The organism is Streptomyces sp. NPDC048419, assembly GCF_043200415.1.
In the GTDB taxonomy this organism is placed as follows: Bacteria; Actinomycetota; Actinomycetes; order Streptomycetales; family Streptomycetaceae; genus Streptomyces.
Map to the genome: position 1 here is coordinate 56427 of NZ_JBICXT010000020.1, position 25072 is coordinate 81498.

Annotated in this window: 18 protein-coding genes and 1 pseudogene; 7 read left to right on the forward strand and 12 right to left on the reverse strand. The window is 72.6% G+C overall.

Going from position 1 to position 25072, the window contains the following annotated elements:
• Positions 1-125 precede the first annotated feature (125 nt).
• Both ACGFYN_RS33690 and ACGFYN_RS33695 read left to right on the forward strand, forming a co-directional pair.
• Positions 126-1616, forward strand: coding sequence for an FUSC family protein (locus tag ACGFYN_RS33690; protein ID WP_393869719.1), 1491 nt, complete (start codon positions 126-128; stop codon positions 1614-1616).
• A gap of 135 nt (positions 1617-1751) precedes the next feature.
• Entirely contained in the window at positions 1752-2786 is a 1035-nt protein-coding gene (locus ACGFYN_RS33695; RefSeq protein WP_393869720.1) for a lactonase family protein, read from the forward strand.
• Between the two features lie 91 nt (positions 2787-2877).
• Here ACGFYN_RS33695 and ACGFYN_RS33700 read toward each other — a convergent pair whose 3' ends face one another.
• The 4 genes and pseudogenes from ACGFYN_RS33700 to ACGFYN_RS33715 all read right to left on the reverse strand — a co-directional run bounded on the left by ACGFYN_RS33700 (position 2878) and on the right by ACGFYN_RS33715 (position 6803).
• Entirely contained in the window at positions 2878-3801 is a 924-nt protein-coding gene (locus ACGFYN_RS33700; protein ID WP_393869721.1) for a sirohydrochlorin chelatase, read from the reverse strand.
• A 145-nt stretch (positions 3802-3946) separates the two neighbouring features.
• Positions 3947-4927 (reverse strand): N-acetylglucosamine kinase, encoded by a 981-nt coding sequence (locus ACGFYN_RS33705; RefSeq protein ID WP_393869722.1) that lies wholly within the window; start codon positions 4925-4927, stop codon positions 3947-3949.
• Positions 4924-5601 (reverse strand): uracil-DNA glycosylase, encoded by a 678-nt coding sequence (locus ACGFYN_RS33710; protein ID WP_393869723.1) that lies wholly within the window; start codon positions 5599-5601, stop codon positions 4924-4926. Before ACGFYN_RS33710 ends, ACGFYN_RS33705 begins: the two co-directional genes overlap by 4 nt.
• A gap of 73 nt (positions 5602-5674) precedes the next feature.
• Positions 5675-6803 (reverse strand): annotated as a pseudogene (locus ACGFYN_RS33715) (WD40/YVTN/BNR-like repeat-containing protein).
• A gap of 270 nt (positions 6804-7073) precedes the next feature.
• On the opposite strand from ACGFYN_RS33715, the gene ACGFYN_RS33720 reads away from it, so the two are divergent.
• Together ACGFYN_RS33720 and ACGFYN_RS33725 are read left to right on the forward strand one after the other, a co-directional pair.
• Positions 7074-7658 (forward strand): hypothetical protein, encoded by a 585-nt coding sequence (locus tag ACGFYN_RS33720; RefSeq protein WP_393869724.1) that lies wholly within the window; start codon positions 7074-7076, stop codon positions 7656-7658.
• Positions 7659-7909: 251 nt separating this feature from the next.
• Positions 7910-8743: an MIP/aquaporin family protein gene (locus ACGFYN_RS33725; protein WP_393869725.1), complete on the forward strand. Its 834-nt coding sequence runs from the start codon at positions 7910-7912 to the stop codon at positions 8741-8743.
• 105 nt (positions 8744-8848) lie between these two features.
• Here the strand turns inward: ACGFYN_RS33725 and ACGFYN_RS33730 are convergent, their stop codons facing one another.
• From ACGFYN_RS33730 to ACGFYN_RS33745, 4 genes are all read right to left on the reverse strand, one after another.
• Complete coding sequence (locus tag ACGFYN_RS33730) at positions 8849-10735, reverse strand: phospholipase C (protein ID WP_393869726.1); 1887 nt, start codon at positions 10733-10735, stop codon at positions 8849-8851.
• A gap of 185 nt (positions 10736-10920) precedes the next feature.
• Positions 10921-12144, reverse strand: a complete 1224-nt coding sequence (gene efeB, locus ACGFYN_RS33735) for an iron uptake transporter deferrochelatase/peroxidase subunit (protein ID WP_393869727.1) — start codon at positions 12142-12144, stop codon at positions 10921-10923.
• Complete coding sequence (locus tag ACGFYN_RS33740) at positions 12141-13397, reverse strand: EfeM/EfeO family lipoprotein (RefSeq protein WP_393869728.1); 1257 nt, start codon at positions 13395-13397, stop codon at positions 12141-12143. Before ACGFYN_RS33740 ends, efeB begins: the two co-directional genes overlap by 4 nt.
• Positions 13398-13640: 243 nt before the next feature.
• A complete protein-coding gene (locus tag ACGFYN_RS33745) occupies positions 13641-15308 on the reverse strand; it encodes a DNA alkylation response protein (protein WP_393869729.1) in 1668 nt (555 codons plus the stop codon).
• A gap of 71 nt (positions 15309-15379) precedes the next feature.
• On the opposite strand from ACGFYN_RS33745, the gene ACGFYN_RS33750 reads away from it, so the two are divergent.
• Positions 15380-16117 (forward strand): PaaX family transcriptional regulator C-terminal domain-containing protein, encoded by a 738-nt coding sequence (locus tag ACGFYN_RS33750; RefSeq protein ID WP_393869730.1) that lies wholly within the window; start codon positions 15380-15382, stop codon positions 16115-16117.
• Between the two features lie 21 nt (positions 16118-16138).
• On the opposite strand, the gene ACGFYN_RS33755 is transcribed toward ACGFYN_RS33750, so the two are convergent.
• From ACGFYN_RS33755 to ACGFYN_RS33765, 3 genes are all read right to left on the reverse strand, one after another.
• Complete coding sequence (locus ACGFYN_RS33755) at positions 16139-16783, reverse strand: hypothetical protein (protein WP_393869731.1); 645 nt, start codon at positions 16781-16783, stop codon at positions 16139-16141.
• Between the two features lie 168 nt (positions 16784-16951).
• Positions 16952-17758 carry a pectate lyase gene (locus tag ACGFYN_RS33760; RefSeq protein ID WP_393869732.1) on the reverse strand — a complete coding sequence of 269 codons (807 nt, stop codon included), beginning with the start codon at positions 17756-17758 and terminating at the stop codon, positions 16952-16954.
• A gap of 31 nt (positions 17759-17789) precedes the next feature.
• Positions 17790-18770: a polysaccharide lyase family 1 protein gene (locus ACGFYN_RS33765; RefSeq protein ID WP_393869733.1), complete on the reverse strand. Its 981-nt coding sequence runs from the start codon at positions 18768-18770 to the stop codon at positions 17790-17792.
• Between the two features lie 388 nt (positions 18771-19158).
• On the opposite strand from ACGFYN_RS33765, the gene ACGFYN_RS33770 reads away from it, so the two are divergent.
• The gene (locus tag ACGFYN_RS33770) at positions 19159-19653 is read left to right on the forward strand and encodes a hypothetical protein (protein WP_393869734.1); all 495 of its coding nucleotides are present in this window, start codon (positions 19159-19161) and stop codon (positions 19651-19653) included.
• Between the two features lie 9 nt (positions 19654-19662).
• Positions 19663-23943: a cation-translocating P-type ATPase gene (locus ACGFYN_RS33775; protein ID WP_393869735.1), complete on the forward strand. Its 4281-nt coding sequence runs from the start codon at positions 19663-19665 to the stop codon at positions 23941-23943.
• An 11-nt stretch (positions 23944-23954) separates the two neighbouring features.
• On the opposite strand, the gene ACGFYN_RS33780 is transcribed toward ACGFYN_RS33775, so the two are convergent.
• A complete protein-coding gene (locus ACGFYN_RS33780) occupies positions 23955-25034 on the reverse strand; it encodes an NADH:flavin oxidoreductase/NADH oxidase (protein WP_393869736.1) in 1080 nt (359 codons plus the stop codon).
• Positions 25035-25072: the final 38 nt, after the last annotated feature.

Here is a 25072-nt window from a genome sequence, read left to right on the forward strand (position 1 = left end):
AATGGCCCAGCATAGTTCAGTCCGCTTGAGCCAGCAGCAGTCCAGATGCTGCAATGTGGGTGTCGATGGCGCTGCGGAACCCCGCGGCGCCTTTTTCATGCCGTGGTTCGAGGGGCGGGAAGCAGTTGCTGAAGAGGGTGTTCGTGGCTCCGGACCCGGGGCGGACGCGGCTGCGCTTCGCCGCCCGCGCCGTCCTCGGCATCGGCCTCGCCGTCGTCGTCTGCGGCCTGGCCGGCCTCTCCCTCGTCGGCACCGTCATCGGCGGCCTGGCCGCCCTGCTCGCCCTGTTCACCGTCTCCGACGCCACGGTCCGCGGGCAGGCCGTCAGCACCGCGCTGCTGCCCGCCGTCGGCCTCCCGGTGCTCGCCGCCGCGGCCGTCCTGCACGACTTCCCGGTGGCCCGCGACCTCACCTTCCTCGCGATCACCGGCGCCGGCGTGTACGCGCGCCGCTGGGGCCCGCGCGGTCACAGCCTCGGCGTGTTCGCGTTCATGACCTTCTTCATGGCGCAGTTCCTGCACGCGACCACCGACCGGCTGCCCGAGCTGTACGCCGCCGTCGTCCTGTCCCTGCTCACCACCTCGGCCGTGCGCTTCGGCCTGTGGTGCTACGAGGCCGACCTGCCTCCGGCACCCGTGCCGGCCCCGCCGGCCGGCAGCGGTCTCGTCCGCGTCACCACGCGCCAGGCCGTCCAGGCCACCGCCGGCGCGGGCTTCGCGCTGGTCGTGGGCCAGCTGGTGTCAGGACAGCGCTGGTACTGGGCCGTCGGCGCCACCTGGTGGGTCTTCGTGAACACCGCCTCGCGCGGCGAGACCCTGGTCCGCGGCTTCCGCCGGGTCCTCGGCACGGTGATCGGCATCGGCCTCGGCGTGCTGATCGCCGTCCCCCTGCACGCGGCGGCGGTTCCGTCGGCCGCACTGCTCGCCGCCTGCGTCTTCGGCATCTTCTACTCGGCCGCGGTGTCGTACACCTGGATGATGCTCTGCGTCACGCTGCTCGCCGAACTCCTCTACGGCCTGCTGGGCGTGCTCACCCCCGCTCTGCTGGCCCTGCGCGCGGTGGAGACCGGCGTCGGCGCGCTCGGCGCCGCGCTCGCGGTGCTCTTCGTCCTGCCCGTCACCACGCACGCCGTCACCCACGACTGGATCCAGCGCGCGCTGCGTTGTGTCCACGCGTGCACCGCGGAGGCGGCCGCACGGCTGGCCGGCTCCGCGGACGCCGACCCTGCGCGCCGGATCGCGGAACTGGAGCTGCTGCTCGGCCGGGTCCGGATGTCGGTCGCGCCCCTGGTCCACCCGCTCAACCCGATGCTCGGCCGCAAGCGGCGCGCCCGCCGGGTCCTGGCCCTGCTCGACGACTGCGCCCGCGAGACCCGCGGCCTCGTCGCCGTCGCCGCCGACCCGGAGGCCTCCCACGACGCCCGCCTGGCCGCGGCCTGCTGGCGTGTGGAAGCGGCGGTCGAGGCCCTCACCGGCGGCGGCGACCACATCACGGCCACCCCGCAGACCCCCGCCACAGAGCCCGCCCTGGCCCACCTCCACGGCCTGGAACGCGCCCTGGCGGAACTGGCGACGCCGCTACGGACACCCTCGGGCTCGCGTCTCGTCGGAGCGTGATGCCGTCCGGCGGATCGCGGTCGGTCTGCCGGAGCCCGGAGTCCGCGGCCCGGAGCCCGGAGCCTCTCGTGGTCTAGACCGCAGATGATCGACTGCTAACGTCGCCCCGAGGCACAGGACCGAGAGGGGACAGCGGTGACAGGTGGCGGTGGGCGGCGACAGCGGGCCTTCATCGGGTCGTTCACGGCGGCCGGCGGCCCCGGGATCGTGACGGCGGCCGTGGCCGCGGACAGCGGCGCGCTGACGGCCCTCAGCCGGGTGGACTCCGTGGCGGACCCGTCCTACCTGGCGCTGGCGCCCGGCGGGCAGATCCTCTACGCGGTCAGCGAGACCGCCGAGGGCGCGGTGGCCGCGTTCCGGGTGACGGGGGAGCGGCCGGTCAAGGCCGGAGCGCCCGTGCGCGTCGGCGGCGACAGCCCCACGCATCTGAGCGTCCACGACGGCCACGTCCTGACCGCCAACTACGGCTCCGGCAGCGTCACCACCGTGCCCGTCCGCGGCGACAGCACCCTCGCGGGGACCGCGTCCGACGTCCTGCGGCACAAGGGCTCGGGCCCGCACACCCTCCGCCAGCAGGGACCGCACGCCCACCAGGTGCAGCCGGACCCCAGCGGCCGCTGGATCGTCAGCGTCGACCTCGGCACGGACTCGGTCCGTGTGTGCGCCCTCGCCGGGGGCCGCCTCGAAGTTCACCGGGAGATCCCCCTGCGGCCCGGTTCAGGACCGCGTCACCTGGCCTTCCACCCGGACGGCACGCGCGCGTACGTGCTCGCCGAACTGACACCGACCGTCACCGTCTGCCGCTGGGACGCCGCGGCCGGCCTCCTGGAACCGCTGACCGTCGGGCAGGTGCTGCCAGGCGTCCCGTCCGGCGACGCCTACCCGTCCGGCATCGTCGCCTCCTCCGACGGCCGCTTCGTGTGGACCGCCACCCGCGGCGAGGACGTCCTGTCGACCTTCGCCGTCGAGGGCGAGGAGCTGCGGCTGATCGGCACCGTGCCCTGCGGCGGCCACTGGCCCCGCGCGATCGCCGAGTCCGGCGGATTCCTCTACGTCGCCAACGAGCGCTCAGGGGAGGTCGCCTGGTTCGCCGTCGACCCGGAGACGGGCCTGCCGCGCTACGAGGGCGCGCTCGGCGTCCCCGCCGCCTCCTGCGTGATCTTCGACTGAGTACCGGGTCCGGAGACCGCGCACACGCCGAAGGGCCCGCTCCCGGACGGGGAACGGGCCCTTCGGCGTTCGTACGGTGCTGTGGTCCGCGTCAGCGGACCGGCGTGCCCTGCGGCTGCGGCGGGGCGATGCCCAGCGCCGACGTGTACTTGGCCAGCGCGAGCTTGCCGATCGCCGGGTAGGGGCCGAGCGCCTCGGCGGCGGAGCAGCCCGCCTCCTTGGCCGCCTCACCGATCAGGCCCGGGTCGATCTCCGGCCCTATCAGGTACGGCGCGAGTGCCAGCTGCTGCGAGCCCGAGTTGCGCAGCTGCTCGGCGACGGCCCCGATCGAGCCGTCCTGGTCGAGCGCCGCAGCCATCACCGGCACCGCGAGGCGCGCGGCGAGCAGCATGCCGGTGATCCCGGCCGCCTGCACGGCCTCGTCACCGCCGACCGCCGCCAGGATGATGCCGTCCGCCGCGGTCGCCACGGTGAACAGACGGGCGCGGTCGGCGCGGGCCAGACCGGACTCCGACAGACGCACGTGCAGCGCCTCGGCGAGCAGCGGGTGCGGGCCCAGCACATCGGTCAGGTCGGCCGCGATACGGCTGTCCATCACGGCCTGGCGGATCCGCCGCAGCAGCGCGCCGTCCGGGCCGGCCAGCAGCGGCACGACGACGGCGACGGGACCGTCGGGCTCCTTGACGTCAAGACCGGCGGCCTTGGCCCGCTCGTAGCGGGCCGTGCGCTCCTCGGCGGCGTGCGTGAGTACAGCCTGCAGCGTCGGGAACTCCGTGTCGTCCCCGTCCAGGTACGCAATGCGGGCGTCCAGGCCGGGCAGCTCGGAGCGCGCGATGCTCACGACCTCCTCGGCGAGGCTGCGCGTGGCGGCAGCGGGAGTGCCCGGCACCGCGAGAACGAGCGCGGGCGCGCCCTCGGGAGCCGCCAGCGGCTCGGGTCGGCGGTGCCGCCCGGGCTGGCGAGGTCGCGGCATTCGTACTGGCAGGCCGGACGCGGGTCCAGTGGCTGAGCTCATGGCGACGCATGTTACTGGCTTCTTGGGCTCCCCTGTTCGGGGAGGGTGCAGGTGAGCGGTATCCGTCCGGTTTTGTCTGATGAGTTACGTACGGAGGGGAACCGACCAGCCTGCCGGGGTTAATGCCTGGCCGGCGGATCAGACCCTAGTCGCCCGGCCCGGTCACCACGCTCAGCATCGCGGCGTCACCCGGCAGGGTGAGCGCTCCCGCGGCGAGATCGAGGGCGATCCGCACCGAGCCCGCGAGCGGGTCTCCGGCGGCGGGTACCAGCGGGGCGTGCGGCAGCCGCTCCGCGAGTTCTTCCTTCAGCGGGACGAGCAGCGGGTCACCCATCTTCAGCAGGCCGCCGGTGACGGACACCCGGGGCTCTCCCGCGTCCGGGCAGACCGCGGCGGCCGACTCGGCCATGTGCCGGGCGGCGGAGCGCAGGATGCCCGCGGCGACCGGATCGCCGTCGGCGAGGGCGGCCACCTGCGGTGCGAAGGTGGCGAGGACGGCGGGGCGGTCCTCGCGGGGGTAGAGCCGGCCCGGCAGGCCCCGCATCGGGCCGAACAGCTCCTCGGCGCGAGCCATCAGCCCGGCCGAACCGCCGGGTCTGCCGTCGTACGCGCGCAGGGCCGCCTCCAGACCGGCCCGCCCGATCCAGGCGCCGCCGCCGCAGTCGCCCAGCAGATGACCCCAGCCGTCCGCGCGGCGCCAGCGCGTCAGGTCGGTGCCGACGGCGATCAGTCCGGTGCCGGCGGCGACCACGGCGCCGGGGTGCGGCCCGAGCGCGCCCACATACCCGGTCACGGCGTCGGCGACGAGGGCGACCGAGCGGATGCCGAACTCCCGCGCCAGCGCACCGGGCAGCTCGGCCCGCAGCGCCTCGCCCAGGCTGGCGAGTCCGGCGGTACCCACGGCGGCCGTGCGCAGCGCACCGACTCCGGACTCGGCTCTCAACTCCCGGACCATCGGCACCAGTTGGGCCATGAAATGCCCGGGATCGATACCCCGGGCCCCGGTGTGCACCGGCTCCCGCGTCTCCCGCCGGCCCAGCGGACCGCGCTCTGTGCTGCCGATGACGACCCGCAGTCCGGAACCCCCCGAGTCGACGGCGAGGACCCCGTCCTCCGGGCCGCTCACGGCAGGCGCCAGTCCACCGGCTGTCCGCCCTGTCCGATCAGCAGGTCGTTGGCCCGGCTGAAGGGACGCGAGCCGAAGAAGCCGCGGTCGGCCGACATGGGGGAGGGGTGGGAGGACTCCACCGACGGAAGCGTGCCGAGCAGCGGGCGCAGATTGCGGGCGTCGCGGCCCCAGAGGATGGACACCAACGGCTTCCCGCGCCCGGCGAGGGCCCGGATGGCCTGCTCGGTGACCTCCTCCCAGCCCTTGCCGCGGTGCGCGGCCGGCTTGCGCGGGGCCGTGGTCAGCGCCCTGTTGAGCAACAGCACGCCCTGCTCGGTCCACGGCGTGAGGTCACCGTTGGAGGGCTGCGGCAGCCCCAGGTCGGTGTGCAGCTCGCGGTAGATGTTGATGAGACTGCCGGGCAGCGGACGCACCTCGGGTGCCACCGAGAACGACAGTCCCACCGCATGTCCCGGTGTCGGATAGGGGTCCTGACCGACGATCAGAACCCGTACGTCGTCGAAGGGTTGCTGGAAGGCCCGTAGAACATTCGGCCCGGCCGGCAGGTAGGTGCGCCCCGCTGCGATCTCCGCGCGGAGGAAGTCGCCCATCTCGGCGATCCGTCCGGCGACGGGTTCCAGGGCCTTCGCCCAGCCTGCTTCGACGATTTCATGCAAGGGTCGTGGTGCCACGGGCGTCACCCTACTGCCGCACGGGCAGCGGAGATCAACCAGTGGCCAAGGCCGTGCGGTCCCCCCGTAGGACTCATCCCACCACCGCGGCCCGTACGCACAGGACGTCCGGCAGGTGCGAGGCCAGCTGCTGCCAGCTGTCGCCGTCGTCGGCCGAGGCGAACACCTCGCCGTTGCGGTTGCCGAAGTACACGCCCGCCGGGTCGGCGCCGTCGGTGCACATCGCGTCCCGCAGCACCGTGCCGTAGTGATCCTCCTGCGGCAGGCCGGCCGACAGCGGCTCCCAGCTCTTGCCCGCGTCGGCCGTGCGGAAGACCCGGCACCGGTGGTCGGCGGGCACCCGGTCCGCGTCCGCGTTGATCGGGAAGACGTAGGCGGTGTCGCCGCGGTGCGGGTGGGCGGCCGCGGCGAAGCCGAAGGTGGACGGCAGGCCTTCGCCGATGTCGGTCCAGTGGGCGCCCGCGTCGTCGCTTCTGTACACACCCCAGTGGTTCTGCAGATAGAGCCGGTCCGGGGTCGCCGCGTCCTGGGCGACCTTGTGCACGCACTGCCCGAACTCCGGGTTGGGATCAGGCAGGAACACCGCGGCCACACCGGAGTTGGAGGGCGTCCAGCTCGCCCCGCCGTCCGATGTCCTGAACACCCCGGCCGTCGACACGGCCACCGTCACCGCCAGTGGATCCCGCTTGTCGGTGACCACGGTGTGCAGTCCCTCGCCACCGCCCCCCGGCACCCACTTCGAACGCGTCGGGTGCTCCCACAGCGGACGCACCAGCTCGAAGGTCTCCCCGCGGTCCTCCGAGCGGTACAGCGCGGCCGGCTCCGTGCCCGCGTACACCACGTCGTCCTCCGCGGCCGCCGGGTGCAGCTGCCACACCCGCTCCAGCGAAGCCCCGGTCTCCTTGGGGAACTTGACCGCGGGCCGGGACGGCTCGGTCCAGGTGCGGCCCAGGTCGTCGGAGTGGAACACGGACGGTCCCCAGTGGGCGCTGTCGCCGCCGGCCAGCAGCCGCGGACGGTCCCCAGTGGGCGCTGTCGCCGCCGGCCAGCAGCCGCGGACGGTCCCCGCGGGTGTCGATCGCCACCGAGTACATCGCCTGCGCGTTGAAATACGGACTCTCGTCGAACTCCCAGGTGCCCCCACGCCGGCGCCCGATGAACAGGCCTTTGCGCGTGCCGACGGTGAGCAGTACCTCGGCCATGCCGATCACCTCCGTGACGTCTTCGTCCCAGACACCGGCCAGTCTGCACCCCGCCACTGACAGTCACCTCTGGAATGACGATCCGTGCAGGTCAGGACGGCGGAGGCGGACCGAGCGGCGAGAACAGGCCCCGTTCCCGGCAACAGCTGCGCGGGTGGGGGTACTCGTGCGACCGTCGAGTCAGGGGAGTCGGCCTGAGCATCCCATGGCCCTGATTCGTATGGGATGGCGGTTCGGGAAGGTCGTGCGCTCATGAGGAGGATGCCTTCGATGGCGTTCCGTGGTCCCAAGGCGTGGCTGTGGCGCTGGCGGCGCAACCCGCTCAAACGCCGCGTCGACGTGGTGGAGGCGTGGGTCGTGATCGGCGCCTGGCTGGTCACCCTCGCGGCCGGGGTGCTGGCCGGTCTGGCGGCCACCGGGGCCGTGGAGCAGGGGCTGGCCCGCGAGCGCGTCGAGTGGCGGCAGGTCGTGGCCCTGGTGACGGAGAAGGCGCCCGGAAAGGCCGCCGACCACCCGGTCAAGGCGAGCGGCGAACAGGTCTGGGGCAAGGTGGGCTGGACCGCGCCGGACGGCGCCCGGCACACCGGTCAGGTCCGGGTCGCACCGGGCAGCGCCGTCGGCACCGCCGTCACCGTCTGGACGGACCGGCACGGCGAGCTGGTCACGAAGCCGCCCACCCTCGCCCAGGCCCACATGCGGTCCTCGCTGATCGGCGTCCTGGTGGGCCTGAGCGCCGCGGCGGTGCCCTTCGTCGGCGGCCGGGTGCTGTGCGGGCGGCTGGAACGCCGGCGCATGACCCAGTGGGATACGGAATGGGCCCGCTTCGGGCCGCGCTGGGGCCGCAACACGCTCTGACGCCCCGCACCCGCGCGACCGCCGCCGAGCGGACGATCGCCGCGCTGCGCTTGCACGCCCTCTGTGCCATCGTCTTGGTGAGACCTTGACCCGTCGCAGGCGAGGCCCGGGGCGGGCGTGTGCGGAAACGTGCGTGCCCGCCCAGGGCGTAAGTGGTGGCGGTGACTCCAGTTGATGCTGGGCCTCTGGACGCCTCGCGTCGGACAACTACCCTCGCGAATACAAATATTTCTGGCGGAAGGCAGTGCCTCATGGCGGAGCAGACTTCCAGAAGAAGAACGGTCGGCGAACTGTCGGCCGAGTTCCTGGGCACCATGGTCCTGATCCTGTTCGGCTGCGGCGTGGTGGCCCAGGTGGTGGCCGCCGGCATCGGCGACCACGACAGCATCGCCTGGGCCTGGGGCTTCGGCGTCACCCTCGGTGTCTACGTCGCAGCCCGCCTCAGCGGCGCCCATCTCAACCCCGCTGTCACCGTGGCCCTGGCCTGCTTCGCGGGCTTCTCCTGGAGGAAGGTGCTGCCGTACTGCCTCGCCCAGACCGCGGGCGCGTTCGTCGCCGCGCTGCTGGTGCGCTGGAACTACACCGAGGTCCTGGCCAAGGCCGACCCCGGGCACACCATCAAGACCCAGATCGTCTTCTCCACCCTGCCCGGCAACGGCGCCCTGCCGATCAGCGAACTCGGCGCCCTGCGCGACCAGATCATCGGCACCGCCATCCTGGTCCTGCTCATCTTCGCCATCACCGACCTGCTCAACACCCCGCCCGGCGCCAACCTCGCCCCGCTCATCATCGGCTTCCTGGTCGTGGCCATCGGCATGGCCTGGGGCACCGACGCCGGCTACGCCATCAACCTGGCCCGTGACTTCGGGCCGCGGCTCGCCAGCTACCTCACCGGGTACAGCACCGCCTGGCGCGACCAGTACGGCAATCTCTATTTCTGGGTGCCGATCGTCGGGCCGCTGATCGGCGGCGTGATCGGTGCCGCCGTGTACAGAGTGTTCATCTCCAAGTTCCTTCCGGTCGCGGAGGAGCAACTCGAACCGGGCCGGGTCCCCGAGCCCCAGACCGGGTCGGACAAGTCCTGACAGTCCTCGACCGACCGTCTTCGACTGCCGGTCCTGAACAGCGCGAAGGGGCCGCGGGCACAGTGCCCGCGGCCCCCTCTCACGCCTTGTGCGCGCGTGCCGCTCCTACGCGGCCGGCTGCCCGGCCCGCCTGCGGCGGTGCAGGGCGAACGCGGTACCGGTCGCACCGGCCGCGAGCAGACCGGCGGCGACGGCGATCGGCACGGCCGGGGAAGCGGGACTGCTGTCCGCCACGTTCTGCGCCTTGAGGTCCTGCACGTAGGGCGCGTAGGCACCCTCGGCGGACGTCGAGGAGGCCGTGGAACCGTGGTGCGGGATGCCCTTCACGGACTTGACCGACCCGTCCGAGTTCAGCAGCACCTGCTTGTTGTTGGGGTGCCGGAAGTCGAACATGCCGCCCAGGCTGCCCGCCCGGCGGTCGAACGACGCGTCACCGATGCGGCCGGTGCCCCAGTTGTCCTCGATGAACTGGGTGATCGACGTCTGCTCGGTGGCCGTGTGGTCGATCGAGTTGACCTTGCTGTAGGGGGAGATCACCAGCAGCGGCTGCCGAGGCCCGGGGCCACAGCGGTCCGCGTAGCCGCTCGCGGCGGCCGGACCCGACTGGCAGGCGGGGCTGTCCGTCGCCTTGCCGTTGGAGCCGACGGTGGAGTCCTTGGAGCCGTTCAGCACCTTCGAGACGACGTGGTCGTACCAGCCGTCGGAGTCGTCGTAGGCGACCACGACCGCGGTGCTCTTCCACTGCGGCGACTTCTGCAGCGCGTTGATCTCGTTCACCAGGAAGTGCTGCTCGTCGATCGGGTCCGAGTAGCCGGCATGGCCGTCCTGGTACTCGGCGGCCTTCAGGAAGCTGACCGCGGGCAGCTTGCCGGCCCGGAGCGCGGCGTCGAAGTCCGTCAGGTCGTAGTTGTGGTTGGCCCGGCCGGCGTGGCCGATCTCCGCGACGCTCTTGGGGGCCAGGTGGTGCGGGTTGGCCGTCGACTTGTAGTACTGGAACGGCGCGTGGTGCGGGCTGTAGTCCTCCGACGCGGCACCGCCGATGTTGGTGTGGGTGGTGCCGGCGCACTTCGCGTAGTCGCCCTGCTTGCCGTCCCAGGGGGTGCTCGGCCGGAAGCCGCCCTGGAACCAGCCCCAGCTCACGCCCTTGGCGTTGAGCAGGTCACCGACGTTCCTGCCCTGCATGACGGCCAGCGCGTTGGTCGCGCTGTGGTCCTTGTTCGAGCAGTCGTCGAAGGCCGGGTCCGGGTCGTTGATCATCGTGCCGACACCCTTGGCGTCGGGGGAGACGACGGTGTACGGGTCCGGCTTCGCGGTCTGCTTGGGGTTCTCCGTGCCGGTGGCCGGGTCGACGGAGATCACGCCGTGGGTGTTGCCGGAGATCACGTTGATCGCGCCGGGGCTGGAGGGCCCGTAGACGGAGCTGAACGACCGGTCGTTGAGCGCGTAGTGCTGGGCGTAGTTCCACAGCCCCGTGACGGTGTTGCCGTCGTAGTAGTCCATCACCAGGCCGGGCTCGCCGAAGAGCCCCGTGCACTTGTTGACCTCGGTGTTCTCGACGTACTTGTCGGCCTTGCCACCGTCGGCCGCGTACTGCTCGGGGCCGTAGGAGTGGTTCTGGTCGCAGGTCATCGCCTGCGAACCGGCCAGCCGCTTGGGCTTGTAGAGGTTCGGGTTCTTCTCCAGCAGCCCGGCGTTGAGGAGGTTGTCCGCCTTCGGCGTGTGTGCCGCCGCCTTGAACTTGGTGCCGTCGGTGTTGGCGGCCTTCGGGTACGTGGCGAAGTAGTGGTCGAACGAGTTGTTCTCGTCGTAGATCACCACGACGTGCTTGATCGGCGTCGCCGTGTGCGTGCCGTGGTGGCCGTGACCGCCGTGTGCGGAGGACGCCGAGGCGGGGAGGACACCACCCGCGCCTGCCAGGGCGGCCGCACCGAGCAGGGCGCCCGCACGGGCCAGCCGGCGCCGCGCCCTTGATGTTCTGCCTGTGCCGATCATGCTGTCTCGCCTTCCGGGAGAACCGAGTTCCACTGCCACGGCATTCGTGGCCATGACATCGACTGCCGATCCTGGGCAATGGTGGCGGCGGGGTGGAGGAGCGGCAATGACGCCGCAGCGAATCTTCGGTCAGGAAATTCTCATCGTATTTTGATCAGTTCTTGACCGGAATCCGTCAGACGGGTTCAAGCCAGAAGTGTGCGCCCGAGCCAGTCGGAGGTGTCGCGCACACCCGGCAGGGCGAAGAAGTACCCGCCGCCGAACGGGGTGATGTAGTCGACCAGCGGCTCACCGGCCAGCCGTTTCTGCACGGTCTCGAACTGCCGGGCCAGGTCCTGCTGGTAGCAGCAGAACAGCAGGCCCATGTCGAGGTTGCCGTTGGTGTCCGTGCCCCGGTCGTAGTTGTAGGCGCGGCGCAGGATGCGCTGGTCGGCGGTGGCCGTGGTGCGCGGGTTGGCCATCCGTATGTGGCTGTCGAGCGGGATCACGTCACCCTGGGGGTCCTGCGGGTAGTTGGGCGTGTCCTTCTCGTGGCGGCCGTCCAGGGGTGCGCCCGAGTCCCGGGCGCGGCCGAACATCCGCTCCTGCTCGGTGATCGAGACCCGGTCCCAGAACTCCACCAGCATGCGGATGAGCCGTATGACCTGGTAGCTGCCGCCCGTCGCCCAGGCCGGCTCGCCCGCGCCGCTGCCCACCCACACCAGGCGGTCCATCGAACGGGCGTCGCGCACATCGGGGTTGGCGATGCCGTCCTTGAAGCCCATGTGATTGCGGGGCGTGCCGGAGGGACGGGACGGGCTGACGAAGCCGTCCATCCGCCAGCGCACCTGCATGCCGCCGCGGGTGTGCCGGGCGATGTCGCGCAGGGCGTGCAGCACCGTGTCCTGCTGAGCGGCGCAGAGCTGCACGCTCAGGTCGCCGTGGCACCAGGCCGCGGCCAGGTCGTCGTCCGGGAACGACGGCATGGCGGTCAGCCGGTGAGGCTTGCGGGATGCCAGACCGTAGCGGCCGTCGAAGAGGGAGGCGCCGACGCCGACAGTGACGGTCAGGTCGTCGGCCGGAACGTCAGGGCCGAGCGTGCCGGAGTCTGCGGGCGGCGCCGTGATGCCCAGCTCCTCGGGGCTGCCACCCGCGGTGAGATACCGGGCCCGGTCGGTCAACGTGCGCAGCAGGTCGGCCAGTTCGCCACGGCCGGCGGCGGTGGTGTCGAACGACACGAACGCGGTGGCGCGCTGCGCCGGAGTGAGGATGCCGGCCTGATGCGGCCCGTGGAAGGCCACCCGCGCACGCCCGCCGGACTGCGCGGCGGCCGAGGCGCCGCCATGGTCGGCGGCCACCAGGCCCGTCCCCGCCACGGCCGCCGCACCGGCCAGGAAGCCCCGGCGCCCGACGTTGTTCACGGGGTTCACGCGGTCCTCCGTACGTCCGTCAGGGTGGCCACGTCGGCCAGGCGTTCGACCAGCTCGCCCAAGTCCGCGTCGACCTTCTCCCGCTGGGCTCGGGTCAGTTGGGCGAGCGGCGTCCAGCGGCCCTCGTGGTCGAAGCCGTCCAGCATGTGCCGGGTGCGGGTCGTCCAGGAATCGATGCCGGGCAGGCCGGCGGCGCGGGTCTTCAGCAACGGCCGCAGATGGCCGAGCAGTTCGCTCGTGCCGTCGAGGTTGGCTCGCGCGGTGGCGAGATTGGTGCCACTGCCGTAGTCGGTACGGCCCGTCAGCTCGAACTGCACGGTGTTCTCCAGGATCTCGTGCGCGCGCAGCCCTATGTCGGCCGGATCCATCCGCTCGTCCGGCCACCGGTCGCGCAGGTCGTCCACGGCCTTCACGAGCGCGGCGGCCGGGGCGCGCAGGCTGCTCGCCGACTCGCCGTGCCACAGCCCGTACTCCACGCGGTGGAAGCCGGTGAAGCCCGCGTCGTGCACCCCGCCGACCAGTCCCGCCGTGGTCCCGTTGATCGTTGAGTCCGCGTCGCCGAAGGTGCCGTAGGCGGCCCCCATCCGCTCGTAGACCAGATGCGCGGTGAGCCAGTCCTTGCGGGCGGCGCCGAGGTTCCCGCGGTCGATCGCGTCGCGCAACACGCCGGTCTTCTGCGCCAGTTCGACCGTGCGTGCCTGGATCCACCTCTGGTACGCGAGCGTGGGCGGGATGAGGTCCTGCTGGGTGACCGGCACGGCCGCCGGACCGCTCGTCACCGTGCCGCCCGTGATGCGCACGGTGGGGCCGGTGACGGCGTCGGCGTCGTCGGCCACGCACCTGAAGGCGTAGCTGCCGTTGCCGAGGGTCACCCGCAGCGGGCGTTCGGTGCCCGGTGCGAGCCCCTCGACCTCGCCGTAGACGGCGCCCGTTTTCGGGTCGGTGAGGTAGACCTCCTCCGCGTTGCCGGAGGTGTTGTGCAGGTCGAAGACCTGGTGGCCGGCCGTGGGGCGGGTCCAGCCGCGGCCGCAGCCGGCGGAGGTGATCTCGACGCTGGTGTGCCGCAGGCCGTCGGCCGTCGCCGCCGGGTGCCGGCTCCCGCCGGAACCGCCGGCCGCCAGGGACGCGGCCACGACCACGGCCGCCACGGCCAGCGCGCCGCCCGCGAGCAGGACGGTGCGTCGCCGGGCGGGTCGGGGCGGGGGCGCCGCTGAGCCGGTCTCGGCTGCGGCGCCGACTGCGGCTTCGGGCATGCCGGGGCCTCCTGGGGGTCTGCGAACGAGGCGGCGTCGAACGATCCTAAGCAGGCCCCACGACGGCGACCCCCGTCCTGACCGGCTTCTGACCAGAGGAGAATCCAGAATTCGCCCGCGGTTCACCCGCCCGTACGGTCGGCCCCACCGCTCTCACGTGCAGTGATGTCCCGTGATCTCTCCGCAGCGGCCGGGCCGTTCCGCCCGGCCGCCTCATGACCGGCGACTTGAAATCGCGCAGGCTCAGCTCGCGTCCGGCAGCGCGCGTTCCAGGACGGCGTCCAGATCGGCGGTCTCGGGCAGCGTGCCGAAGGCGTGCCCCCAGTCGCCGCCCAGCCGGGTCGCGCAGAAGGCGTCGGCGACGGCGGCGGGGGCGTGCCGGACCAGAAGGGAGGCCTGCAGGGTCAGGGCCAGCTGCTCCACCAGCCGGCGCGCGCCGGCCTCGGACCCGGCCGCCAGCTGGTCCTTGAGCCGGGTCACTGCGCCGTCGAGCCGCGCGTCCGCGCCCTTGGCCAGGGCGAGTTCGTCGAAGAGGGCCTGCGCGGTGGCGGGCTCGCGGTGCAGCGCCCGCAGCACGTCGAGGGCGTTGACGTTCCCGGAGCCCTCCCAGATCGACAGCAGCGGGGCCTCGCGGTAGTGGCGGGGCATGCCCGACTCCTCCACATAGCCGTTGCCGCCGAGGCACTCCAGGGCTTCCGCGGTGAAGGCCGGGCCCCGCTTGGTCACCCAGTACTTGCCGGCGGCGGTCGCGATCCGCCGGAAGGCCGCCTCGCCGGCGTCGCCGCGCACCGCCCGGTCCGCGGCGCCCGCCAGCCGCAGGGTGAGGGTCGTGGCGGCCTCCGACTCCAGCGCCAGGTCGGCCAGGACGTTGCGCATCAGCGGCTGGTCGATGAGGCGCGCCCCGAACGCGCTGCGGTGGCGCACATGGTGGCCCGCCTCGACGAGCGTCTTGCGCATGAGCGTGGCCGACATCATCACGCAGTCCAGACGCGTGCAGTTGACCATTTCGATGATCGTCTTCACGCCGCGGCCCTCGGGCCCGACCAGCCAGGCCACGGTCCCGTCGAACTCCGGCTCGGACGAGGCGTTGGAGCGGTTGCCGAGCTTGTCCTTCAGGCGCTGGATGCGGAAGGTGTTGCGGGTGCCGTCGGGCAGGATCCGCGGCACCAGGAAGCAGGACAGACCCTCGGGGGCCTGTGCCAGCACCAGGAAGACGTCGCACATCGGCGCCGACGTGAACCACTTGTGGCCGCGCAGCTGGTAGACGCCCGGCTCTGCGGTCGGCCACGCCGTGGTCGTGTTCGTACGGACGTCGGAGCCGCCCTGCTTCTCGGTCATCCCCATGCCTGCGAGCAGACCGGGCTTCTCGGTCGGCACCCGCAGCTCCGGCTCGTACTCCCGGCCGGTCAGCAGGGGCTCGTAGACCTTGGCGAGCTCGGGCTGGGCGCGCAGCGCGGGCACGGCCGCGTACGTCATCGAGGTCGGGCAGCCGTGTCCGGCGTCGGTGTGTCCCCACACCAGTCCGCCGGCGGTGCGGGCGACATGGGCGCCGGGCCGCTCGTCCGCCCACGGCGCTCCGGCCAGGCCCTCGGCGACCGCGGCCCGCATCAGGTGGTGCCAGCTCGGGTGGAAGTCGACCTCGTCGACGCGGTTGCCGTACCGGTCGTGGGTGCGCAGGACGGGCTCGTGGACGTTGGCCTGCTCGGCCCACTCCTGCGCCTCGGCGCTGCCGGCCCGCAGCCCCAGCCGCCGGACGCCCTCCTCGGCCCAGCCGGCCCCCTCGCGGCGCAGCCCCTCCAGCAGGGCCGTGTCCTCGGAGGCGTCGTACGGCGCCAGGTCCGGAGGCTGGTTGGTGACGTCGTGGGTGGCGTACTGGTCCCGCGGCTGCGCGGGCGAGGGTGTGGAGGCCATGTCGCCATGTTGCACCCTTTCTACAGCCGTAGCAATGACGCAACAGCGCGGCGCACGTAAAGTACCGGCCCATGAACGTGTCATCGCAGGTGGGCGAGGCCGAGCTGCCGCCGCTGTCCGCGCGGTCGGTCGTCCTGAGCCTGCTGCTGGGCACACATCCGCCGGCGCTCCCGGTGAAGGAGCTCGTCCGCGCGGTGGAGCCCTTCGGTGTAGGCGGCTCCACGCTGCGTGCCGCCCTCAGCCGGATGGTCGCCAGCGGAGACCTGCGCCGCACCGACGCCGTCTACGGCCTGAGCGACCGGCTGCTGGCCCGCCAGCGCCGCCAGGACGAGGCGGTGGAGGCGTGCACGCGCGCGTGGGACGGCGACTGGGAGATGGTGGTCATCACGGCGACCGGCCGCGGCCCCGCCGAACGCGCCGACCTGCGCACCCGGCTGACCACCCTGCGGCTGGCCGAACTGCGCGAGGGGGTGTGGCTGCGCCCCGCCAACCTCCGGCGCACTCTGCCGGACGACCTGGCGCAGGTGGCGCAGACCTACACCGCCCGCCCCGACCGCCCGGCGCGCGAACTGGCCGACCAGCTCTGGCCGTTGGACGACTGGGCCACAACGGCCCTGGCCCTGCACGTCCATGTCGCCGATGCACACCGCCCGGCCGACCGCTTCACGGCCTTCACCGCGGTCGTACGCCACCTGCTGGCCGACCCCGTACTGCCGCCCGCGCTCTTGCCCGCAGACTGGCCGGCCGCCGAACTGCGGGCCGCGTACGCGGACTTCCAGCGGGAGCTCACCGGGGCGATCGGGCGCTGAACCGGCCGCCGCATCTGGTCCTCAGCCGACCTTGGCCAGGGTGCCGTGGCTGATCTCGTACCGGCTCGTGTCGACGGTGTAGCTGCCGGTGTAGCTGGCGGTGCTGCCGTCGTAGCGCTCGGCGTCGACGCGCACGTACACGGTGTCGCCGTCCGTCGACGTGACCTGGGCCTGCGTGTACATCGTATCGGCGTAACCGGCGACGAAGGCGTCGTAGGACGGGCTCATGTTCTGGCCGCCGAGTTCCCAAGCGGACTGGTATTCCTGTGCGTTGACGGCGGCGTAGTACTGCTCGACGACGGTCTCCGCGGTCGAGCTGTCGCCGTCCGTGCCGGCGGCGCCGTCGGCGGGCGCGGCGTACACCGTCTGCGTCTGGGTGGGAGCCTGCACTGTGGCCGTGGCGGTCACGACCGGTGTCGAGGGGGCGGGCGTTGTCGTGGCGGCCGCCGGGGGCGAGGTGTCGGCGGCCGCGGCCACGGTCTGCGAGGGGTGGTGGCGGTCGCCGAGGCCGAAGGACAGACCGACCACACCGCCTACGAGGGCGGCCACACCGGCCACCATCCCCACGGTCCGCCACGGGAAGGTATGTGGCTCCTCGTCCCGGACGACGGGGATGTTGTGGAGTGTGTCGCCGTTGTGGAATCTGAGCAGGTCGTCGTCGTTCATGAGAGCCCCCCGTGTTTTGGTGCAGGCGTGCATGATGCGCAGATGTGGGCAGTTCGTGAGGGGTATGTGCCCAAGTCGTGACATCGGGACCGAGGTCGTCCTGAGGCCGTCGAGGGCCGCCGTCCGACGCGGATGGCGGCCCTCTCTGCTCCCCAGTGCGAACTGGGCCTACTTGTAAGTGATGTCGGACGAGGAGTACTTGCAGTACGTCCCGTCGGCGTCCGAGCCGTTCTTCGGCGGCTCCGCACCGGTGTTGTTCCCGATGTACTTCTGGCAGGGCACGATCTTCTTGCTGCTGTCCCCGACGATCGTGATCTTCTTCAGGGCCGCGCTGTCGCCGTAGTTCGTGTTGATCCCGACCAGTGCGCTGCCCTTGTAGGTCGCCTCGATCGTGTTGAGGTTGATGGTGCGCTTGTACTGCGTCTTGCAGTTGCCGCAACTGCGCACCAGCTTGCCGAAGTTCTGCACGGCGAAGTTGGAGACGTTGAGCGTCCCGGCGCCGTTGAACTGGAACACCTTGTCGCTGGCCTCCTTCGCGCCACCGCCGGAGACGGTGTACACGTTGGACGAGGAGGAGCCCAGGAACGTCGCGGCGTCCTCACCGACGTCCTCCCACCACACGTTCTGCAGGGTGCAGGCGCCCAGGCAGTGGATGCCGTCGGCGGCGGGCGCGCCGATGATGACGTTCTTCACCACGGCGCCCGGGGCCAGTTCGAGGATGGGGTCCTGGTCCTCGCTCTGGCCGCCGGTGCCGAGGTCGCCGCTGCCGTAGAGGCGCTTCATCCCGTAGTCCTTGGTGCCGGACACGGAGATGGTGGCGGTGACGGCCTGGCTGCCATTGGCGGTGGGCCAGGTCGCGGCGCTCGCCGGGGTCAGACCACCGCCGGTCATGAGCATGACAGACGTGAGGCCGACCGAGGCCAGTGCGGCGCTCAGGGCGCGCCGGCGGGTGCGTGCGGGTAAGGGTGAAGCCATGTCCCGATACCTTCTTCCGGGTTGGGGGTGGTCAGATCTTTCCGGCGCCCGCGCCGGACGTCACCGAGGCGACGACGGACGAGGCCGGCTCGGCGGTGTAGCTGTAGGGCGGGCTGGTGAAGGTGCCGACCTGGGAGATCTCGGTGGCGGCACCGCCGAGATCGTTGCCGCGCAGGTTGGCGTACCCGTCCTCGTCGCTGTCGCGGGTGGTGGTGACGGCGACCTGCGTCGAGCGGAAGACGTTGTTCTCGACGAGCATCTGGGCGCCCATGCGCGAGTGGCAGGCGGTCGCGGCGCCGACGACGTAGTTGTCGTAGAAGTGCCCGGTGCCGAAACGCAGGCTGGGGATGCGGGAGTTGACGTTGTCGAACCAGTTGTGGTGGTACGTCACCCGCAGATGCCCGGTGTCCTCGCCGGCGTTGTTGTCGCTGTGGCCGACGAGGGAACCCTTGTAGTGGTCCTTGAAGGTGTTCCAGGAGACCGTGACGTAGTCCGACGCGTGGGTGATGTCCAGCAGGCCGTCGTAGTAGTCCTTGTCGTGGTCGCGGTCGGCCGAGAAGGCGTTGTGGTCGATCCACACCTTGGTCGACGCCTGGACGGTGATGCCGTCGGAGGGCGCGACCGGCTTGCTGATGTTCAGGTTGCGGACGACGACGTTCGTCACCTTCTTCAGCCGCAGACCGCCCCCGGTGAACCCGGACGACGAACCGACGCCCAGAACCGTGGTGTTGGACCCGACGTCGACCTGACCGCTCAGCGAGATCAGGCCGTTGACCTTGACCACCTTGGCGGTGCTGCCGCTGACCGCCGACTTGAAGGCGTCCAGGGTCGAGACGGTGACCGCGGTGGCGCTGCCGCCACCGGTCGTCCCGGCCCCGAAGCCGACCGGCGAGGATTCGGCCGCCCCGGCCGGCCGGGGGAGGGCGAGGACCGACACCGTCGCGAGGGCGACCGCGGCGGCCGCCACCAGGACGGATCTTTGCGGGTGTGCACGTGGGGGGTGTGTACGCATGGCGGGTGCGTCCCTTCAGGAGTCCGTGCTCGATCGTGTACGTGAATGTCGTACATCAGGCTGAACGCCGCGCGCGGGCGGAGTGGCCCAACAGACCCATCCATGGCGCTTGTTGGTCACATCGCTGAACGGAACGTAGAGGGTAAGCGCTTTCTGGTCAACGCTTTGCGCGGAGGTTTTCAGCAAGGCCTGGTAACGGACAAGCGTTGCCTGTCATCGGGTGGGGCCTGGTGTGGGAGCGCCCCTGCCCAGGTCGTGCGGGAGGCTCCGGCCACATTCACCGTGGCCGGATGACGTCGCGCCGAACGGGAACTCGCCCAGTCCGGCACTCGATCTCGTACGGACTCATGCGCGATCGCATACGGACTCATACGGAACGAGGAGAGTCATGGCTCAGCAGGAGCATCGGCCGTCGTCGGTCATCCTCCCGGGCTCGCTGCGGAATGCGGCCTCGGCGTTGCAGAAGGTGCCCGGCGCGGCAGCGGTGAGCAGGGCGGCGGGACAGGCCCTGGACCGCGTCGGAGCGGTGTCGCCGCGCGGGCGGCGGCTGGCGGTGTACGCGGGAGCCGGCGTCCTGGGCGTGGCGGGCGTGGTGGAGTGGCCCGTCGCCGTCACCGGCGCGGCGGTGGCCTGGCTGACCCAGCCGCGGCCCGAGCGGCGGAAGGGTGTCGGGGATGTGATCGCTCCTGGTGGCGAGGGTGAGACGCCGGCGGCCACCACGTCCCTCGGCGCGGAGCCGAAGACCGGCGAGGCTCCACTCACCCCGGTCGGGGACACGGAATCCGGCCACTCGGCGAAACCCGGCCCCGACCTCCTCGGCGGGGGCGGCCCCCTCACCGAATCCGCGGAGCCGACCGCACCGACCGACCGCACCACCGGCTGAGGACGCGCAATGGTCCTGCAAGTACTGTCACGCCCGGCCGTCGCGGCGGTGGGCATCATCGCGGCCGGTCCCCGGCTGCTGGTCCGCGGGGCCGTACCCGTCGTGGGCGCGGCCGCCGGGGCGGCGACCGGAACGGCCCGGGCCGGAGTGCGCGGCGCGGACAGCGCGGCACACCTCGTGCGGATCGCCCGCGCGGCACTGCCGACAGGTCCACGGCCCTGGCGGTCCGGAGCGCGGGCGCATCTGGCGCTGAGCCCCGAGCGGCCCGATCCGGACTTGCCGGACGGCGGCCGGGAGCACCGTGTGCGCAAGGTGGCCGCGGCCCTGGCCGAGCGGCCCGACGTCCTCTACGCCTACTGGGACGGCGGGCTGCGGCGACTCGTGGTCGAAGCGGTCGAGGAGACGGTCGGTGACCAGGTCGTGGACGCGGCCACCGAACTCGCGGCCCGGCACGGACTCACCTCCACGGACGACGACGTGGAGGAGTTCGGGCACCCGGCCGACCAGGCCGGAGTGCGGGCCGCCATGGAGGCGCTCACCGCCGACGCGGCCGGCATCGCGATCGCCTTCGCCGGCTACCTGCTGCGGGTGCCGCCCACGCCACGCCAGCTGACGGCGCTGGTGACACTGCTCCGTGAGAACCCCGCCGTGCGCGCCTGGCTGCGGAACCGGATCGGGCGCAACCGCATGGATCTGTTGCTGGCGGCCCTGAACGCCGCCGCGCACGGCGCGGGCCGGACACCCACCGCCCTGGTGCTGGACGGCGCGCTGCGCACCGTCCAGCTCGTGGAGACGGTGGCCCGCGCGGCCGCGTTCGAGACCGTGCACGACGAGGTGTGCACGGCCGAGCGCGCGGGCGTGCCTGCGGACCACTGCCCGCGACCCCCGCTGCGCACCTCCCCGGCGCAGGAGTACGCCGGCAACGCCTCGGCCGGCAGCCTGCTCGGCGCCGTGGCCGCCCTGCTGGTCAAGCGCGACATGAACGAGGCGGCCGAAGCGGTCCTCGCCGGCTCTCCCAAGGCCGCGCGCTACGGGCCGGCCGCCTTCCACGCCGTACTGAGCACCACGCTCTCCCGGGCGGGCGTCCTGGTGCGCAACACCGAGCGGCTGCGGGAGATCGAGATGGCCGGCACGGTCCTCCTGCATCCCAGCGCGCTGCTCGACCCCGGCGGCCAGACGAACCCGTGGGCCGAACCCGTGCTGGACGCGGCGCGGCGCGCCCGGCTGAGTGTCGTGCTGGTGGATGACCCCGCCCTGGTCGAGATCACGGGCCTCGCCGACCGCGTGGTGTCCGCCGGGCGGCCCCTGAGCGATGTTGTGGCCGAGCTGCGTGAGGAGGGAGGCGTCGTGATCACGGTCGCCCGGCCGCTCTCGGTCGACGGCACCGACGTGCTGGCGGGGCTGCTCGGCGGCGACGTGGCCGTATCCCTCGCCGATCACGACTGCACGGTCGTGTGGGGCGCGGACGTCCTGGCCCTGCACGGCCTGCCCGACGTATGGCGGCTGCTCACCGCGATCCCCGCCGCTCGCTCGGTGGGCCGCAAGTCGCAGGTCCTGGCCCGGTCCGGAGCCGCGCTGTCCGGACTGCTCGTGGCCGTCGGTGAGGCGCGGGGGCCCCGCCGGACGCCGTGGCCCGGGCTGCGGCACACCCCGGTCGACGCGAGCGCGGCGGTGTCCCTGTTCCAGGGAGCGCGGGCGGCGCGGCGGGTGGCGACGGCCCCCGCCCCGCATCCCCGCCCGCGCGTGGCCTGGCACGAACTGGAGCCGGAGGACGTACGGGAGACGCTGGACCGGATGCCGGACGGCGATGCGGCCCCGGCACAGGAGAGCGAGGAGATGGGCCCGGCCGCGCCGGCAGGCCACCCTGTTCTCGCGCCGGTGCGCTGGTCCGTGCAGCTCGCCCGCGCCGTGCGTGAGGAGCTGGACGATCCGCTCACCCCGGTCCTCGCGGTCGGCTCGGCGGCCGAGGCGATCCTCGGTTCCGCCATGGACGCCTTGCTGGTCGTCGGCGCCCTCGATCTGAACGCCCTGGTCGGTGGTATCCAGCGGCTGCGGGCCGAGCAGGCGCTGTCCCGGCTGCTCGACCAGCAGAAGCAGAAGGCGCGCGTCGCGCCCCCGGGCGAGGACGCGACGGGCGAACCGCAGACGGTCGACGCCGCCGGACTGGGGGCAGGCGACGTGATCGAGCTCGAGACGGACGACGTGGTCCCCGCCGACGCCCGGCTGCTGTGGCAGGAGGGCCTGGAGGTCGACGAGTCCGCGCTGACCGGGGAGTCCCTGCCGGTCGAGAAGCAGACGGACCCCACCCCCGACGCCCCTATCGGCGACCGTAGTTGCATGGTCTTCGAGGGCACCACCGTCGTGGCCGGGCTGGCCCGGGCTGTCGTGGTCGACACCGGCGAGCACACCGAGGCCGCACGCGCCGTCCACCTCGCCGCGCGCACGCCTCCGGCCGCCGGCGTGCAGGGCCGGCTGCAGGAACTCACCCGCAAGGCGCTGCCGTTGACGATGGCGGGCGGCGCCGCGGTGACCGGGCTGTCACTGCTGCGTGGCACCCCCATCCGCCGTGCCGTCAGCGGGGGAGTGGCCGTCGCCGTGGCGGCCGTACCCGAGGGGCTGCCGCTGGTGGCCACCGTGGCCCAGCTGGCGGCGTCGCGGCGGCTGAGCCGGCGCGGTGTCCTGGTGCGCACCCCGCGCACGCTCGAGGCCCTGGGCCGGATGGACATCATCTGCTTCGACAAGACCGGGACGCTCACCGAGAACCGGCTGCGCCTGGCGCGGGTCTGCGACGACGGCGGTACGGTCCACGCGAAGGGCGACCCGGCAGGAGCCCGCACGCTCCAGGCCGCGGCACGCGCCTGCCCGCGCCTCAACGGCGGCTCCGACCGCCCGGTGCACGCCACCGACGAGGCCGTGCTCGAGGCAGCAGACCGGGACCCCGGCTGGACCCAGCTCGAAGGGCAGCCCTTCGAGGCAGGGCGCGGTTACGCCGCAGCCGTCGGCCGCACCGAGGACGGCGCCCGGGTGCTCGTGGTCAAGGGCGCCCCGGAGGTCGTCCTGTCCGCCTGCGCTGCCGGGCCGTCCTCCGCCTCCGACGCGGCGCACGACCTCGCCCGCGACGGGCTGCGGGTCCTGGCTGTGGCCGAACGGCGCCTCGTGGACGACGAGTTGGAGATCGGCGTACTCGACCAGCCGCTCCAGGAGCTGGATTTCGTCGGGCTGGTGGCGCTCGCGGACGCACCCCGCGAGACCTCCCAGGCGCTGGTGCGCGGTCTGGCGGACGTAGGTGTACGGCCGGTCATGCTCACCGGCGACCATCCGCAGACCGCCCGCGCCATCGCCGCCGACCTCGGCTGGCCCGCCGACCACGCGGTGGTCACCGGCGACGAGCTGACGGCCGCCGACCGCTCGGCCAGGATCAGGATGCTCCAGGACGTCGGCGTGGTGGCCCGGGTCGCGCCCGAGCAGAAGCTCCAGGTGATCGAGGCGCTGCGGGACGCGGGCCGGGTGGTCGCCATGGTCGGCGACGGCGCCAACGACGCGGCCGCGATCCGCGCCGCCGACGTCGGGGTGGGCATCAGCGCCCGTGGTTCGGCGGCCGCCCGCAACGCCGCCGACCTCGTGCTCACCGGCGAAGACCTCTCGGTCCTGATCGAGGCCGTGCACGAGGGCCGCGCCCTGTGGCACAGCGTCGCCGACGCAGTCGCGATCCTGATCGGCGGGAACGCGGGCGAGGTGGGCTTCGGCATCCTGGGCACGCTGCTGTCCGGCGCGGCGCCGCTGACCACCCGGCAGATGCTGCTGGTCAACCTGTTCACCGACCTGTTCCCGGCGATGGCGGTGGCGGTCACGCCGAACGAGGAGGCCGCCCGTGCGGCCTCCGGACTGCCGGAGGACACGCTGGACGTGCTCGGCCGCCCGCTCATCACCCAGATCCGGCATCGCGCCCTGACGACCACACTGGGTGCGGTCGCCGCCTGGCTGTTCGGCCGCTTCACCCCGGGCACCGCCCGCCGTTCCGGCACCATGGCGCTGTGCGGGGTGGTCGGCTCCCAGCTCGCCCAGACCCTGCTCGACCGCCGGGACAGCCCACTCGTGCGGGCCACCTCGATCGGCTCCGCGGTCGTCCTCGTCGCCCTCGTCCAAACCCCGGGCGTCAGCCACGTGTTCGGCTGCACCCCGCTGGGCCCGGTCGCCTGGGCGGGCGTGGCCGCGGCGATCGCTCTCGCCCTTTGGGGGCAGCGGGCGCTGCCCGGGCTGGAGGAGACGGCGCAGCGGCTGAAGCCGTGAGGCCCGCGGGGCTACACCGACCGGTGGTACTGGTTCGGCACGTGCACGTCCGCTCCGAGTTCGCGGGCCGCGTGCCGGGCCCACGACGGGTTGCGCAGCAGCTCGCGGCCGAGCAGCACCGCGTCCGCGTCGCCGTTGGCGAGGATCTTCTCGGCCTGCTCGGTCTCGGCGATCATGCCCACGGCCGCGACCGGCAGCGACGAACCCGCCTTGACCTGCGCCGCGAACGGCACCTGGTAGCCCGGACCCGTCGGGATGCGGACGCCCGGGGCGTTGCCGCCGGTGGAGACGTCGAGCAGGTCGATGCCGTGCGCCTGGAGGTCGGCGGCGAAACGGACCGTGTCCTCGGCCGTCCAGCCGTCCTCCTCCAGCCAGTCGGTCGCCGAGATGCGGAAGAACAGCGGCTTGTCGTCCGGCCACACCTCCCGTACGGCGTCCACGACTTCGAGCGCGAAGCGGGTGCGGTTCTCGTACGAGCCGCCGTAGGCGTCGGTGCGGTGGTTGGAGTGCGGCGAGAGGAACTCGTTGATCAGGTAGCCGTGGGCGCCGTGGATCTCGCCAACCTCGAAGCCCGCCGCGAGCGCTCGGCGGGCGGCGGTGGCGAACTGCCCCACGATCTCCCGGATCTGATCGGTCGTCAGCTCGGTCGGCACCGCATGCCGCTCGTCGAAGGCGAGCGCGCTCGGCGCGAGCGGCTGCCAGCCGCGGTCGCCCGGTCCCAGCGGCCCGCCGCCGGTCCAGGTGCGGTCGGTCGAGGCCTTGCGGCCGGCGTGGGCCAGCTGGATGCCGGGCACCGTGCCCTGGGAGACGAGGAAGCGGGTGATCCGGCGGAATGCCTCCACCTGCGCGTCGTTCCAGATGCCCAGGTCGTACGGGGAGATCCGGCCCTCGGGCGAGACGGCCGTGGCCTCGGTGAGGATCAGGCCGGTGCCGCCGGCCGCACGGGCCGCGAGGTGGGTGAAGTGCCAGTCGTTCGGAGCGCCGGTCCCGGGCCCCTCGGGTTCGGCCGAGTACTGGCACATCGGGGCCATCCAGACCCGGTTCGGGATGGTCACGCCACGCAGGGTGAAGGGCTGGAAGAGGGCGCTCATGAGGAGCTGCTCCGTTCTCGCGGGACCGCAGGACGGTT